Origin of the sequence: Paenibacillus sp. JMULE4 (genome assembly GCF_013337105.1) — a bacterium.
GTDB lineage: Bacteria > Bacillota > Bacilli > Paenibacillales > NBRC-103111 > Paenibacillus_G > Paenibacillus_G naphthalenovorans.
Genome location: NZ_SGWF01000022.1, coordinates 36,975 through 51,868, shown reverse-complemented (window position 1 = coordinate 51,868; position 14,894 = coordinate 36,975). Strand labels below are relative to the sequence as shown.

Below are 14,894 nucleotides of genomic sequence, written 5' to 3'. Positions count from 1 at the left end.
AAATAGCCCCCACCTTTTAATAAGATGAGGGCTAATTTAGAATTAGGTAGATTTCTTGTTGAACACGCGGCAAGTCAGTGGAATTGCCGGAGACCAGGGCAACAGCTTGTCCAAAGCCTCTGAATCCTTAGGGTCTGCAAGGTTAGGCAGCCTCTCGAACAGATATGTCAGGTAATTCGCGGGATGCAGTTGGTTTTCCTTGGCTGTCTCCAAGATGCTGTATATGATCGCACTTGCCTGCGCGCCACGAGGCGTGTTGGCAAACAACCAATTCTTTCGACCGATGACGAACGGTTTGATCGACCGTTCCCCGCGGTTGTTGTCGAGCTCCAGCCGCCCGTCTTGGAGAAACGCACTTAATTTATCCCACTGATTGAGGCAATACTTCACCGCTTCGCCAAGGACGCTCTTGGGCAGGGCGCGGGATTGCTGCGTTTGCAGCCATGCCAAAAAAGCATCCAGAATGGGGCGACTTTGCTCCGTACGGACCTTGTGACGTTCATCAGGTGACGCTTCTTTCAGTTCGCGCTCTACCGCGAAGAGACGGTTGCAAAACTCCAACCCTTCTCGGGCAGCGACCGCAGCCGACCGCTTCGAATCGGGAAGCGCCTTGAGCGCCTCGTCGAACTTTCGCCGAGCGTGAGCCCAGCATCCGACCAAGGTCACATCGGTTACCTTATGGTATCCGGAGTATCCGTCTACTTGCAGATAACCGTTGAATCCGGCGAGGAACACCTTCGGGTGTTCACCTGCACGGGACGGTTGGTATTCATAGAGAATGATCGGCGGACCGCTCGCTCCGGTGCGGTACAACCACAGGTACGATTTGGCGTCCGCTTTGCGACCCGGTTCCTGCAGCACCTGAAACGACGTCTCATCGGCATGCAAAATCGGCTGTTGCAACAGATGCTCATGCATCCGGCGATACAGCAGTTCAAGCCACGTATGAGCGCCTTGAAGCATCCAGTTCGCCATTGTCTGCCGAGAAAGTAGAACCCCAAGGCGCGCAAACTGCTGCTCCTGGCGATACAGCGGCATGCTCTCCACATATTTTTGGCTCATGATGTATCCGAGAATCGAAGGGGAGGCAAGGCTTCCCGGCTGCACCGGCTGTGGCATCGGTGCCGTTACGATGGGCGTACGGATTTCCTCTTGCTCACAGCGCCGACAGCTATACACGAAGCGTTTGTGCTCAACCACTTTCACTTGCGCAGGGATGATTTTCAGTTCCCGGCGGACTTCCGTACTCATCGCATGCAATTCGTGTCCGCACGAACAAACTTGCTCTTCCTTGGGCAGATGGTATTCGATGATCTCGGTCGGCAAGTTTTCAAGCAAGGCTTCCCGCTGACCGCTTTGCTTCTTGCGCTTGTATGCGATCGTCTCTACCGTTGGCTCAGCTTTAGAGGGATCAGCCGCAGCTTCCGTCTCGTTAAACAACTGGAGCTGATCCGGGTGGGTTTGTTCGCTGGACGATCCGAACCGCTTTTGCTGACTCAGGCGGAACTGCTGTTCCAGCCAGTTAAGCTTTGCGGTCAGTTCCGCGTTCTGCTGCTCTAGCTTTGCATTTTGTTTTTGCAGCTCTTCTATTGTGAGTTGGGTATTTGCCGCTTGTGTTTCCATAACTGTAGATTTCAACAAAGAGCCCCTCGATTCCTGCGGGGTGCCCGAACATACGATGGCGATATCCTGAACGTTTCAAATAACGGTCCGAGCTGCAACCGCCGGGTGCGCTTTGCGTTGTTCGAGGGAGAGGCCGTCGAGCAACCATCGCAATTCGCGACGGGTAACGGTCATTGTGGATGCCGTCGTCTCCGTCGGCCATTGAAACCGTCCGCGTTCCAATCGGCGATAGTAGAGCCAGAATCCGTTATGGTCCCAATAAAGAATCTTTACTTTATCTCGCTCGCGATTGCAAAAGACAAAGAGGGCCGGCGAAAACGGGTCTTGATCGAAGCCCTCCTTAACAAGGATGGCTAGACCGTCGATCGATTTACGCAAGTCGGTACTGCCGCAAGCTAGATACACCCGATCCACGCTGACATCATTTAGCATATGGTCTGTAGCGTCCGGACGACATCGGCTAACAGGGAGGCGTCGTACCCTGATTTGACTTCGATCGTAGCGGAACCGATTTTGATTAGCACGGACGGCGAAGCTTCTTGCGGTTGTTGATCAACCTTGACCCTCACCCATGACGGAGAGTTCTTTGTAGGCCGCTTGCTGTCCAACCTCCGCATCCAATTATATAGTTGGCGTCGATTGATTTGATTCTCGGCACACCATTCCGCTGCTTTCTGGCCGCTCGCCCGAAAAGCGTCAATCCGCGATTCCCAGAGTTGCCTTCGTTCTACTTGGATAGACATAAAAAATCCTCCTCGCATTATTCTAAGGAAGATTATCTCATAGCCGTTTCAACCACCATAGGTGGGGAGTATTTGACGCTTACTGTTTAACACCATCACAGTTTTTGGAAAGGAGAGCTTTTTCATGTCTGTCATGATGCATACAGCTCAACGTCAAACTTGTATCGATGCTTGCAACGCCTGCCTTCAAGCTTGTGAACATTGCTTAACCGCCTGTTTGAATGAACCCGATGTACAGGCAAGAGTCCGCTGCATTCAGTTACTGCGGGACTGCGCAGACATATGCTCGTTGGCATCTCAATTCATGTCACGGGATAGTTCGTATGCCAAGCAAATTTGTAATGTATGTGCAACCATTTGCGATGCTTGCGCCGCGGAATGCGGCAAATTCAAAGATGAACATTGCCAAAAATGTGCCGATCTTTGCAAAAAATGCGCCGACGAGTGCAGAAAAATGGCTGCTTAATCATGGCAGAGGGAGCAACTGCTCCCTTTTTTCAAAACAACCGAAATAAGGGGTCGGTTTACGTGAACTTTCGCTGGTTATTTGTCATTTGTTTGACCATTGTACTGCTTTCAGCCTGCGCTCAAAAACCAAAGCAAAATCAGACGATGCCGGGCATGGATCACAATCAACATAATCAGCCGTCCGGCGGAAAAGAATCAACCAATACGTCGCAAGTTCAGGCCGTTTGGAAATTTGCCGATTCTGCACCGCAAAGCGGAAAGGACGAACAGATTTCCATTCAGATCCAGGATAATACGGGGAAGCCGATTGAGAAATTTCAAGTCAGTCATGAAAAACAAATGCATTTAATCGTTGTTAATAAAGATCTGTCATTTTTTAATCATATCCATCCTGATTACAAGGGAAAAGGGCTGTTCCAAATTCGCACTCAATTCCCAACAGGGGGAGATTATAAACTCATCGCTGATTTTATCCCAGAGGGCGGTGAAGCGAAAACGGAAAGTCAATGGGTCAAAGTCTCCGGGGATGTTCCTGCCGCTCAGCCACTTACACCGGAGACTAACTTAACCAAAGTCGTTGAAGGGAAAGAAGTATCTTTATCCTTCGACCAGCTTCAGGCAGGAAAAGAACTGACCATGACATTCAATTTTCTTGATGCCAGTACGAAACAACCGATTACAAACCTTGAACCGTACTTAGGTGCAGTGGGTCACGTCGTTATTTTGAGTGCCGACGCAGAAAAATACATTCATAACCACCCCCTGGAAGAAAAGGCAACTGGACCACAGGCTAAATTTGGAACAGCATTCCCTGCAAGCGGGATTTATAAGTTATGGGGGCAGTTTAAACATCAAGGTAAAACCTTCATTGTCCCCTATACAATCCAGGTTCCGTAAAAGTCAACGAAAACATGGTTGCAAGTAAATTGCGGCCATGTTTTTTGCAGATTTTATGCTAATTCATGCTGATAATTATCGGTAATAACCGCCCCTTCTTTTACCTCTGTCTTTTGTATTTTGCAGCAGGAGACGACCAACCCGATGATCACATCATCGCCCTCTTATCCGAATACGTTTTGCTCACTATCAACCTTATGTTTGTCGAAAATCAAAGCCGCGCATGGCTTGGATCGAGCCCGGAGGCGCGGGGTATAGTCTAACCTTGAATGGCTGACTTGGATTTGTTGTTTGATCGTCTCCGGAAAAACCAATAAATAAGAAAAACTACGGAAAGAAAGAGAACATAGATCAATGATGTCCAAAGAACATCACGCAAGTCGGAGAGCAATTGGTCTCCAATGACGGCAAACACAAACATAACAGGTATTTTCCCAAGCAACGTAGCCGCAAAAAAAGGTCCAAATCTCATTCGACTGATTGCAGTGTAAACATTTACAGCGGCAGCAGGTACAAAGGGGATAAGACGGGCCGTCAAAACCGCGAGAAACGCGTTCCGTTCCATCAACTCCGTAAACCGGTCCATTCGCTTGTATTTTGACAAAAGCCTTCTTCCCTGCTCCTGAAAAACCGTCCTCACAGACAAGAATAGCAGAGCGGCTGCAAGGGTGGAGCTAATGACATTCAGGAATCCTCCCCAAAAAGGGCCGTATTTGGCCCCCATTATTCCGGCAACAACGCCATAAGGGACAATAGGAATCAGGGCCAATAATACAGCTGCACCAAATAGCAGTAGAAGATGATTAGCACTCTCAGCATCCAACCAACGAAGGATCGGACCTTTGTTCATGACGATCACGATGATGGCCGCCACGTAGCCGAGAAGTGTAATCCACTTTTTTATCATCTTTCAGCATTCTCCTGAGAATTCTGTTATTATTGCCAGATGGTGAGAGGGCAAATTTCTTAATAAGCCAATTCCCTCACTCCCTTATTTAACAATGGCTCGCTGCAGCCTGAGTGCGTTGAGTACGACCGAAACCGAACTGAACGCCATCGCCGCGCCTGCCAGCCAAGGAGCCAAATATCCTGCTGCTGCGATGGGAATGCCGACTACATTATAAGCAAGAGCCCAGAACAGGTTTTGTTTAATATTTCGCATTGTTTTCCGGCTCATCAAGATAGCATCCGGAATGCTGTTCAGGTCGCCGCGCATCAGCGTCACATCTGCAGCTTCCATGGCAACGTCGGTACCCGTACCGATGGCCATTCCGATATCGGCTGTGGCAAGTGCCGGGGTGTCATTGATGCCGTCGCCGACCATCGCCACTTTCCTGCCCGATTGCTGTAATTTCTTAACTTCATCCGCTTTGCCTTCGGGCAGCACTTCCGCCAGTACCCGGTCGATCCCGACCTGCCTTGCAATCGCACGGGCGGTTCGTTCGTTGTCACCGGTGATCATGACGACATCGAGGCCGAGTTCTTTCAACCGGGCAACGGCTCGCCTGGAAGTGTCTTTGATCGTGTCAGCCACCGCTACGATACCGGCGTAACGCCCATCAACGGCAACAAGCATCGCGGTTTTTCCCGATTCCTCAAGTGCATTCATCGTTGCGAAAGCCGATTCCGCATCGATCTGATTTTTGACCATCCATTTTCTTGTTCCGATCAGAACCTCTTTGCCTTCGACGACCGACCGAATGCCATAACCCGGAACGGCTTCAAACGCTTCAGTTTGCGGCAGAACGATGTTTCTTTCCCGCACGCCGGCTACGATCGCTTCCGCAAGCGGATGCTCGGAGTTTTTTTCGGCCGCTCCCACCAAAGCAAGAAAGCGGCTTTCATCGATAAATTCCGAAACGATAACATCCGTCAGCTCGGGTTTGCCTTTCGTTACCGTACCGGTTTTATCCAACACGACAGTTGTAATTTTATGCGTCGATTCCAGGTGTTCTCCGCCTTTGAACAGAATTCCGAGCTCCGCCGCGCGGCCAGAGCCGGCCATAATGGAGGTTGGCGTTGCCAATCCGAGCGCGCACGGACAAGCGATGACAAGCACCGCTATCGCTTTTTCCAAAGCGCCGGAAAAATGACCGGGTTCGACACCGAAATACCACACCAGGAAGGTGATCACAGCAATCCCGACGACAATGGGAACGAATATACCCGAGATCACGTCCGCAATCCGTTGAATCGGCGCTTTGGAACCTTGCGCTTCTTCGACGACTTTGATGATTTGCGCAAGCGCGGTTTCTTTTCCTACTTTGGTTGCCTCAATGCGGAGCATGCCGTTTTTATTGATGGTGGCTCCGATCACCGGATCGCCCTGCCGCTTACCGACAGGAATGCTTTCACCCGTCAGCATCGACTCGTCCACAGAAGATGAACCTTCAAGCACGATTCCGTCAACAGGCACTTTTTCGCCGGGTTTCACGATTACAACATCACCTACGGCAACTTCCTCTATCGGTATGGAAACTTCCTGACCGTCGCGAACGACAAGTGCGGTCTTGGCCTGCAATCCCATCAAGGTTTTGATGGCTTCCGATGAACGGCCTTTCGCTAACGCTTCAAACAGTTTTCCGAGAACAATGAGCGTAATCAGCACGGCGCTTGTCTCGTAGTACATAGCAGGCACATGATGCGCCCCAGCCTGGTTGGCCCATTGAACCGTTAAATAAAGACTATAGAAGTAAGCGGCCGACGTGCCGAGCGCCACCAAAACATCCATATTGGCGCTGCCATTCCGAAGCGCTTTATACGCTCCGATATAAAAATGCCGGCCGACGATAAATTGAACGGGCGTTGCCAGAAGCAATTGAAACCACGGATTCATGAACAATTCGGGCACCCAGATCCAGGCGGTAAACGAAAAATGACCGACCATTGCCCATAACAGCGGCAGTGACAAAAGGGAGGAAATGAGAAGCTTCTTTTGTTGTCTCTTGATTTCTTTTTTTCTGTGGTCTGCAGACTCTTGTTTTTCCTGTTTTATCGCTGCTTTGTAGCCGAGCTGCTCCACTTTCCTCACCATATCCGAAGCGGACACCTCAGCAGGTGAATATTCTACTCGTGCCGTCTCCAGTGCCAGATTGACGGTTGCTTTGTACACTCCGGGCAGTTTGCTGAGCCCCTTCTCAATCCGGGCGGCACAGGCGGCACAGGTCATGCCGCTGATTTCAAAATCAACGGCTTCTTTGACGGTATCGTATCCGATCTCTTGAATTTTCCGCTCGATTTGGGGAAGTTTAACTTTATCCGGATCGTAAGTAACGGACGCCTGCTCGAGAGCAAAGTTAACTGTCGCTTCCGATACACCTTCCAGTTTGTTTAATCCTTTCTCAATCCGGTTTGCGCATGCGGCACAAGTCATACCCGATATTTGCAAGGTCGTTTGCTGTTTTTTTGGGGATTCCGTGTTTTGCATGTAAACCGCCTCTTTCATACCCCTATAGGGTATTTATAATAATAAAAAGAAAGGCCACCAGCTAGTGACCCCCCATGCCTGTTAGGCAACCTCGTAGCCTTGTTCTTCAATGGCTTCCTTCACGGCATCCAAGGATAATTTATTTTCATCGTATTCTACAGTAACCGAGTTGCCTTTCAGATCAACACGAGCCGACGCACCTATTTCTTTTAAGGCTTTCTCAATGGAATTGACACAGTGTTGGCAGGACATACCGTTCACTTTAAGTGTTGCTTGTTTCATACAAATCCCTCCGATATTTATGATTTCATTATTTCATTAATTTATTAACCGTAATCAACAATTCGTCAATGACTTCATGTTCTCCGGCCTGGATGCGTTCCACGACACAACTTTTCATGTGTCCTTCAAGCAAAAGCTTGCCAACGCTGTTTAAGGCTGACTGAATGGCCGCGATCTGGTTCAGTACATCGTCACAATAAGTATCCTTCTCAATCATCCCTTTAACTCCGCGAATTTGGCCTTCGATACGGTTCAAACGGGATATCAAGTTGTTCTTCATTTTGTCCGAATGATGGCTTTTCCTTTCGCTTTCTGGAGAACAACAAGAACGGTCAGCTTCATCCGGTAGCAATTCCTCTTGGTTCGCCACGACTTATCACCCCACAACAAATATACTATACCCCCTTAGGGTATGTCAAGATGAAATTATTCTAGTCAAATGAATTTGTTCGTCTTTAACTCAAGAAGAAGCTTAATGTTTGTAGGACAGAAAAACAGCCCGGTCTTCCATTAAAAGCCGGACTGTTTGCTTTGAGATTCTAATCAATTATCCCAAGACGCTTGGCTTTTCGGGCAGCTTCACGGCTGGAGCGGGTTCCCAGCTTCTTCAGAATACGATTCACATGCTTTTTTATGGTGCTTTCAGTTGCATGCAGTTTGCTTTGAATATTTGATTGCTTGTACCCTTTATGAATGAACCTTAATATTTCCTGCTCGGCTGAGGTTAACTGCTTACTACGTTGCTCTCTTTTCATCCGCCGAAATTCCTTCACCAGCACACCAGCCGAATCCGGATGAATGTAATTCAAATTATTGTAGGCAGCGCGAATAGCGCAGGGAATATCTTCGAAGTGGGCCTTCGTTACATAATTGACTGCCCCTGCCGCATACGTATCCATAATTGCCTCTTCCTCGTCGATGCCGGTCAGCATAATGATCTTGGTTTGCTTTATTTCCAAAATATCCATGGCCGCTTCAAGTCCGTCATACCCATTATCGGATAAAATAAGGTCCATGAGCACAACATGCGCGTCACTAAGCCTGGCGAGATGAACCGCATCCTCCCTGTTCGCCGCCGAACCGACGACGACAAGATCATGCTCGCGGCTCAGGAAACTTGTGAGTTGGTCACGCCAGACGGCATCATCCTCAACCAACATAACCTTGATTTGATCCAATGTCCCTCACCTCGGTTAACGGAAGCGAATGGGATCGAATCCTTTTGTGTGGAATTTGAATTACGACCGACGTCCCGACATTCAATTCGCTTTGAATATCGATCGATCCGTCATGCTGCTGAATAACATTGTAGCAGTACGTCAATCCGAGACCGAAGTTTTGCTTGCGATGTTTGGTTGAATAAAATGGATCGAACAAATAGGTAAGCTCGTCTTGTGATATTCCCTTTCCGTTATCCTTAAAGACGATCGTAAGATGCTTCCGCGTTTCGCATACCGAAATGAACAACATTCCTCCCGGCTCCATCGCTTCGGCCGCGTTGACGATGATATTGTGGAACGTTTCCTGAAGATGAACCGGATCGCAGAGTAGATAAATCGCCTTATTATCAACATCCGTATGAACCTGAACGCTCCGCTTTTCCAAGAACACTTTCGTCATCGAAAGCGCGCGGCTTAGGATGTCCGTTACCTCATGAATCCCCTCTTTCAGCATGATATCTTGCGTCCGGTTTTGAATGCGCGTCACCATATCCAGCATATGCTTGGTCGAATCAAGCACAACGGCTGCATCGCTCGCAATTTTCTCCTGATGAGACGAAGCTGCCAGATTTCGAATCTGATCGGCGACAATCCGGATTTTTCCGACCTCATTTTTAATCGTGTGGTTCAATATGCTTGTCCCGTACGAGATGGCGCGCATCGTACCGTCCAACCGGTCCTTTTCGAACTTTATCCGGACGCCGAGTACGCCATATTTGATGCCGAGGAGCAAAAATGTTACCAGCAGAATCGTAATCACAAACGGCATAAACCGCCATACTTCCTGAACATCGAAAAACGCCTTTAATGTATAGTTCGCCACGATTTGAAACAGGATCGGGGGAAATGCAACAATATTGGAAAATAAACGGCTTCTTTTCCGTTTCGGATTCTTCTCTTTCATAAAACTGTATGTTAACAGGATAAGACCAACGATCAGATAAGGTACGCACCAAAAAAACAGCGCTTGAAAGTTATGCTGGATCGGGGGAGTGAACGACGTGAGGAAAAGCATCCCGATGATCGGGATGGGAAGCACCCCTGCGAGGATCATTTTCTTTTTACGGCGGAATAACCCGGAGTAGCTGACGGCGAACATCAAAAAACAATAAGGAAGTCCATTATGATTCATAAACGAGCCGAACATGTGCATCTTTAATAAGAATGCTTCAAGGGAAGGCGTAGAGATTTGATACTGCTCCAGATAGGGCAAGATCGTTTCGGTTACCGCGCGCGACAATCCCCCGCCACCGCCTGTAAATGCGGTAAATGCCGCCCAGCGTGTCGGTTCATTTTTGGGATTGATAATCAGCAAAATGGCTGCAATCGTCCACAATGCAATGAGTACAAAGACCATTCGGTCCAACTCCTTTAATCGTTTTGACTACCGATTAAAGAGGAGCGCCGTCGTGGACAGAGGCTTCAATTATGCTCGAATCAAGACAGCCTCCCTCTGTATCGACTTCATCCATTTCTTTTTCTTGTTTGCCACGATGATCGGGTAATGGACATGCTCCAGCATCGGCAGATCGTACTTGGAATCTCCAATCGCCATCGTCATTGCAGGATTCAAGCGTTGGATGTAATTGCGCTTAAATCCTTTCAGCTGAGAAAAGTCGATTCGAATCCTCGAATCCTGTTTAACGACGGGCAAACATACATAGGGAACCTGAAAATACGCTCCGTAATGCTTTACGATCAAATCGAAATTGGTTGACAACAACGTGACCTGAACTCCTTTTTCCTTCAAATAAAAGATGAGATCGTGCACAGGAACGATAAATTGCCTCTTGAGCATTTCTTCAAAATACCTTTGAGCGTATTTCTCTAGCTGTTCATAGGCGTACTTCCCGAACTTTCTTTGCACAAATACGTGATTAAACCAATCTCTCGACAAACGATCCACTGCAAGATAGAATGGAGCCGCAGCCAAGCAGTAAACAAGAAACAGCCACCATAGCAGCCGGTTCTTCAGGCGTTCTCTCTTGATGAACAAGTAAAACTGTACGATGTTGCTTTTGGTAATCGTATTGTCGACATCAATAACCGCATGATTCACCCCATTGGCCAATATTCCGTCAAACTGCGAAAAATCTCTACTGTGCTTCATTACATCTCCCCTCAGTTAGTTTGAATTTCCTAAGACCTCGATCTCACATTAATCCCAGGACATATCGAAGACGATCACTTCCTTTCGTCAATTTTTTCTAAAAAACAAAAAAGACACTACCCCAAACACGTAGTATCTTCTGGATGACTGTAGGGTAACCCGGCTATCATTGCATAATATTATGCAGAAGACCCGTGGCTTTGCGTCCCTGCCTTTCGAACAGGTTTGCCATTATCCAAGTCAGACTTATTACCTATTATTATATTACCAGGTTGTGGAACAGGCAAGAACCAAAATGGGAAATTTTTGAATTTGTCGAATAATCGCTTGAAAGAGTTTAGTACTTTTTTCCTCAGGCCCAGATAGTCTTTGTTCTCAAATCATATTTGGTAGATTATCGTGACATCTAGCGACACGTCTATTTCAACTCCACCGATGAGTGCAGAATTGAGTGATATTTGCCATGGTAACCCGACATTGGAATAATAAAAGGCTTTTAAACCTTCTTTGCTTACATGATTGGCTAACGAGAAATCGTCCATTCCAATTTGATATCGGTAATTCCATAGGCCGCCAAGGTACGATTGAGCAACGTCTTCATCCGATCGGTTTCTTCCATGCTCACTTCATTTGTCGAACGGAGCGTTACGACGCAAGAATCATGATGAAAGGAAACCCGCTCAAGCGAAGTGTCTGCCGGAAACGGATTGTCAAATCCTTCAGGCCGGGTGCGCAACAATTGTTGAATCGTTGTTATTCTTGGCGCTTTAACGGAAGTCTTGTTGATCACCGTTGTCTCCACCGGAACGGCGTTGCCGTTTTGGAACAAATAGATCGTGTAAGTTTCGGTAGTCTCCCGGTTTTCTTCCCGCGGCGCTTCCGATCGCAGCGATCCTTCTTCTATCTGTCTAATCAAGTTCCATACCTCTTCCGTTTCTTTAAAACCTTCAATACGGTACAATTCAACGCCGCTGTCATCCAAAAAGAGCGTGGTGGGATTCATCTTAATGCGATATCGATTGGTCGTTTCATGGTCAACATCCACATAGACGACTTCATATGCAAGCTCTTTTTTGCAGGCAAGCAATTCTCCGATGACCGTATTCATGGAGCGGCCCATCGGACAAGCGGATAGTGTTAACAAAATCAATTTTTTAACCGATTGACTCATGCGGCATAACCTCTCCCGTCTTATTTGATATTGGAAACAGCTTCTTTCATAATGTCGTAATTAATCGCGCCCTGAAACTTTTCCCGAATCACTCCGTCCGAGTCCAGCAAGAATGTCGTGGGATAGGCGACAACCTGATAGGTTTGCATGACGTCTCCTTCCTTGTCCAGAACGATGGGGAACGTGAGCTGTTGCTCTTTCACAAATGCTTGTACGTTATCCGGATTTTCCTCGGTAGGTGTCAGGTTAACACCCAAAATCACAACGTCTTTCGATTGGTAATCCTCATAAAATTTTTGCATATGGGGCATTTCCACCCGACACGGCGGACACCATGTCGCCCAAAAATTGACCAGCACTTTCTTGCCCTTAAAATCAGACAGGTGAACAGGATTCCCTTGCAAATCCGTAAGCGAAAATTCCGGCGCAAGCTGCCCCTTCAGAATGCCCGTCTCCAGGTTTGCTTCCCCCGATTCCGCAATTTTTCCGGTTTCTGAAGAAGACTTGTGAAAATAATCGTATCCGCCATAAACGACGAGCCCTATCAAAACCAGAACAGCGATCATGCTTTTTTTCATCCGTTTCATCTCCACTCGTTAAAAGTTGATCTCCCAAAACGTATATTGGGATAGCCAGGCGCTGATCTTCTGCAATTGCCCGGTAAACAACAGAAACCCCAGCCCAATGAGCAGCCAGCCATTCAGTTTGGACAGGAGAGGTATCCATCTGTTCATTTTTTTCATGAACTGCAGCGAATACGTCAGCAACCATGAAATCAGTAAAAACGGAATACCCAATCCGAGGGAATACACGGCCAACAACCCAACCCCGTTCCACAGCGTTTCGGCAGACCCGGCCAGAAGCAAAATAGATGACAACGCCAACCCTACACAGGGGCTCCAGCCGGCGCCAAAAGCCACGCCGGTAAGCAGCGAACGGATTGCGCCGCGGCTCCTGTTCGTTTTGATTTCCCATGTTTTACCGGACATCAACAGCCGGAGATTTAATAATCCGGCCATTTGCAGACCAAACACAATAATCAACAGACCGCTTATTTCTTGGATCAAATCGCGTTCCTGGGCAAAGAAGCGGCCAATAAAGCTTGCCGAAGCCCCCATCGCGATGAAAACGAGACTAAAACCCACAATAAAACTAAGAGACTGAACAATCAGTTTCCCCCGATGCACGACCAGTTTGCCATCTTGAAAGGACGAGCCCGTCAAATGGGAAACGTAAGCGGGAATGAGCGGAAAGACGCAAGGGGATAAAAAGGATAGCATCCCCGCGGCAAAGGCTGCGAAAACCGAAATATTATCCATGAGAACCTCCTTTTTTCACCTTCTCGTCCAACCAGGCCCATCCGGTCAAACCCGTGGCAACGAGCAGAAAAATCAACTGCTGTTTACTGAAGGACAAAAGCCACATCGGACGATCGGGGACCAGAAACCATAGCATCGCATGTCCAATCGAGAACCAAATGGCGTATGCAAGTCCTATTGGCGAATCGGATCCTCTTGAAGAAAACAAGAAAGACATGAAAAGAACCGCTGTTAATCCGGCGCTTGCCGCATGAAACCAGGCCGGCTCCTCCCCGATCATGAATAACAACACTTGGCAGGCCGACCAACCCGCGAATGCATACGTGATGAAAATGTCGACCCACATTTTTAAAGGAATGTTTTGCTTCAAAGCCTTCTGCCAAATATAGACCGCGGCAACCAGGCTTGCCATCCATTTCCCGCGTTCCCCGCCATCGAAATAGATGAAAGAAACAGGCTGTTGGATGGCTTCAACCGGATGAAAGAGCAGGTAGCTCGCTTTCCAGACGATCAGCCACAGCCAGAATGCGTTTGATACGCAGGACAAGATCAACCCCCGCTCCGGCATGTTTCGGAGCCGATATTGTAACATCAACCAGCCCGCCGCCCCAAAACTGAAATACAAAATCAGTTGTCCGTTCAAGACAAAAGAACCGATTTGAATGCTGCGCAAACCCCCACCTCCTTGCAGATGAGGATAACGCTTCTTTTTAAAGAAATGATTAAGCGATTGGAAAAATGTACATCCAGGTTCACTGCATCTCCTGTGATAGGCTTGGATTAGACCGCGAGCCGATATTTTCCGCCGCGGGAATTATCCAAATCCACAAGGAGGAATTGCAGTTGATGAAGAAAAAACTGGCTATGGCACTGTTTGTAACGACTTTTATTGCCGGAACGATTTCATTGGGACAAGACTCCGCTTCGGCGGCCAAGGGTGATGCCGTCATCGTGAAAAGTGTCAATTTTCGGGACAAGCCTTCCCTAAGCAGCGAGCGCATTCGTTATTTGCAGGCAGGTGAACATGTGAATATTTTGGAACGGGTGAACCCCTATTGGTACAAAATCAAGGATGGCCAGGGGCAAACCGGTTATGTCACAACACAGAGCCGGTACATATCAGTGGGAGGCGCCTCTTCCGGTGAAACCGCACAAACTGCTGCCGGCACAGCCAAAAACGTGATTGAAGCCGGTATAAAATATTTGGGAACGCCTTACGAATTTGGTTCCAGCCGCTCCAATACCAGGACTTTCGACTGCTCGGACTTTGTTCGACAAGCGTTTAAAGACGGGGCCGGCATCATTCTTCCCGGCAATTCCCGGACACAAGCCGAATATGTAAAAAAAATTGGAAAAACAACAACGAATTGGCGAGACTTGAAACCAGGAGACATCATGTTCTTTATGTCGTATAAAGGAAGCAAAAGTTCCAATTATTCCGGAATCGACAAATCCGCACAACGAATCACGCATAACGGCATTTACTTGGGGAATGGCAAGATTTTGCATACGTATTCCGTGAAATCCGGCGGGGTAAGAATCGATAGCATTGAAGGCAAGCACTGGGAATATCGGTTTGTGTTCGGCGGCAGTGTTCTCAAGTAACGCGGAGCGGAAGGGACAGCCATGTCCCT

17 protein-coding genes and 1 riboswitch are annotated in these 14,894 nt (G+C 48.0%); of the genes, 3 read left to right on the top strand and 14 right to left on the bottom strand.

The window, feature by feature from the left end; genetic code table 11:
* Positions 1–42 precede the first annotated feature (42 nt).
* The 3 genes from tnpC to tnpA all read right to left on the bottom strand — a co-directional run bounded on the left by tnpC (position 43) and on the right by tnpA (position 2,366).
* Positions 43–1,623: an IS66 family transposase gene (gene tnpC, locus EXW96_RS25485; RefSeq protein WP_174351745.1), complete on the bottom strand. Its 1,581-nt coding sequence runs from the start codon at positions 1,621–1,623 to the stop codon at positions 43–45.
* Positions 1,624–1,698: 75 nt separating this feature from the next.
* Entirely contained in the window at positions 1,699–2,055 is a 357-nt protein-coding gene (gene tnpB, locus EXW96_RS25480; protein ID WP_174351722.1) for an IS66 family insertion sequence element accessory protein TnpB, read from the bottom strand.
* Positions 2,049–2,366, bottom strand: a complete 318-nt coding sequence (gene tnpA / locus EXW96_RS25475) for an IS66 family insertion sequence element accessory protein TnpA (RefSeq protein WP_174351721.1) — start codon at positions 2,364–2,366, stop codon at positions 2,049–2,051. The genes tnpB and tnpA overlap by 7 nt, the downstream gene beginning before the upstream one ends.
* A gap of 124 nt (positions 2,367–2,490) precedes the next feature.
* On the opposite strand from tnpA, the gene EXW96_RS25470 reads away from it, so the two are divergent.
* Both EXW96_RS25470 and EXW96_RS25465 read left to right on the top strand, forming a co-directional pair.
* Positions 2,491–2,832 carry a four-helix bundle copper-binding protein gene (locus tag EXW96_RS25470; RefSeq protein WP_082655639.1) on the top strand — a complete coding sequence of 114 codons (342 nt, stop codon included), beginning with the start codon at positions 2,491–2,493 and terminating at the stop codon, positions 2,830–2,832.
* A gap of 62 nt (positions 2,833–2,894) precedes the next feature.
* On the top strand, positions 2,895–3,731 hold the full coding sequence (locus tag EXW96_RS25465) for a hypothetical protein (RefSeq protein ID WP_062497031.1): 837 nt from the start codon (positions 2,895–2,897) through the stop codon (positions 3,729–3,731).
* Positions 3,732–3,990: 259 nt separating this feature from the next.
* Here the strand turns inward: EXW96_RS25465 and EXW96_RS25460 are convergent, their stop codons facing one another.
* From EXW96_RS25460 to EXW96_RS25410, 11 genes are all read right to left on the bottom strand, one after another.
* Positions 3,991–4,581 carry a TVP38/TMEM64 family protein gene (locus tag EXW96_RS25460; protein ID WP_254611577.1) on the bottom strand — a complete coding sequence of 197 codons (591 nt, stop codon included), beginning with the start codon at positions 4,579–4,581 and terminating at the stop codon, positions 3,991–3,993.
* Between the two features lie 141 nt (positions 4,582–4,722).
* Entirely contained in the window at positions 4,723–7,158 is a 2,436-nt protein-coding gene (locus EXW96_RS25455; RefSeq protein WP_127607657.1) for a heavy metal translocating P-type ATPase, read from the bottom strand.
* A gap of 81 nt (positions 7,159–7,239) precedes the next feature.
* Positions 7,240–7,440, bottom strand: a complete 201-nt coding sequence (locus EXW96_RS25450) for a copper ion binding protein (RefSeq protein WP_019007631.1) — start codon at positions 7,438–7,440, stop codon at positions 7,240–7,242.
* 28 nt (positions 7,441–7,468) lie between these two features.
* Positions 7,469–7,810 carry a metal-sensitive transcriptional regulator gene (locus EXW96_RS25445; protein ID WP_082655297.1) on the bottom strand — a complete coding sequence of 114 codons (342 nt, stop codon included), beginning with the start codon at positions 7,808–7,810 and terminating at the stop codon, positions 7,469–7,471.
* Positions 7,811–7,979: 169 nt separating this feature from the next.
* Complete coding sequence (locus EXW96_RS25440; protein WP_174351720.1) at positions 7,980–8,618, bottom strand: response regulator; 639 nt, start codon at positions 8,616–8,618, stop codon at positions 7,980–7,982.
* Positions 8,590–10,017: a sensor histidine kinase gene (locus EXW96_RS25435; protein ID WP_254611574.1), complete on the bottom strand. Its 1,428-nt coding sequence runs from the start codon at positions 10,015–10,017 to the stop codon at positions 8,590–8,592. Before EXW96_RS25435 ends, EXW96_RS25440 begins: the two co-directional genes overlap by 29 nt.
* Before the next feature lie 69 nt (positions 10,018–10,086).
* On the bottom strand, positions 10,087–10,770 hold the full coding sequence (locus EXW96_RS25430) for a haloacid dehalogenase-like hydrolase (RefSeq protein WP_127607651.1): 684 nt from the start codon (positions 10,768–10,770) through the stop codon (positions 10,087–10,089).
* A gap of 150 nt (positions 10,771–10,920) precedes the next feature.
* Positions 10,921–11,010, bottom strand: a riboswitch (cyclic di-GMP riboswitch).
* 283 nt (positions 11,011–11,293) lie between these two features.
* Positions 11,294–11,941 carry a thioredoxin family protein gene (locus tag EXW96_RS25425; protein WP_127607649.1) on the bottom strand — a complete coding sequence of 216 codons (648 nt, stop codon included), beginning with the start codon at positions 11,939–11,941 and terminating at the stop codon, positions 11,294–11,296.
* 20 nt (positions 11,942–11,961) lie between these two features.
* Positions 11,962–12,519, bottom strand: a complete 558-nt coding sequence (locus EXW96_RS25420) for a TlpA disulfide reductase family protein (RefSeq protein ID WP_127607647.1) — start codon at positions 12,517–12,519, stop codon at positions 11,962–11,964.
* A gap of 18 nt (positions 12,520–12,537) precedes the next feature.
* Complete coding sequence (locus EXW96_RS25415) at positions 12,538–13,260, bottom strand: cytochrome c biogenesis CcdA family protein (protein WP_127607645.1); 723 nt, start codon at positions 13,258–13,260, stop codon at positions 12,538–12,540.
* Positions 13,253–13,933: a hypothetical protein gene (locus tag EXW96_RS25410; RefSeq protein WP_127607643.1), complete on the bottom strand. Its 681-nt coding sequence runs from the start codon at positions 13,931–13,933 to the stop codon at positions 13,253–13,255. The genes EXW96_RS25415 and EXW96_RS25410 overlap by 8 nt, the downstream gene beginning before the upstream one ends.
* 173 nt (positions 13,934–14,106) lie before the next feature.
* Between EXW96_RS25410 and EXW96_RS25405 the strand changes: the two genes are divergently transcribed.
* Positions 14,107–14,865: a C40 family peptidase gene (locus EXW96_RS25405; protein ID WP_062494073.1), complete on the top strand. Its 759-nt coding sequence runs from the start codon at positions 14,107–14,109 to the stop codon at positions 14,863–14,865.
* Positions 14,866–14,894 lie beyond the last annotated feature (29 nt).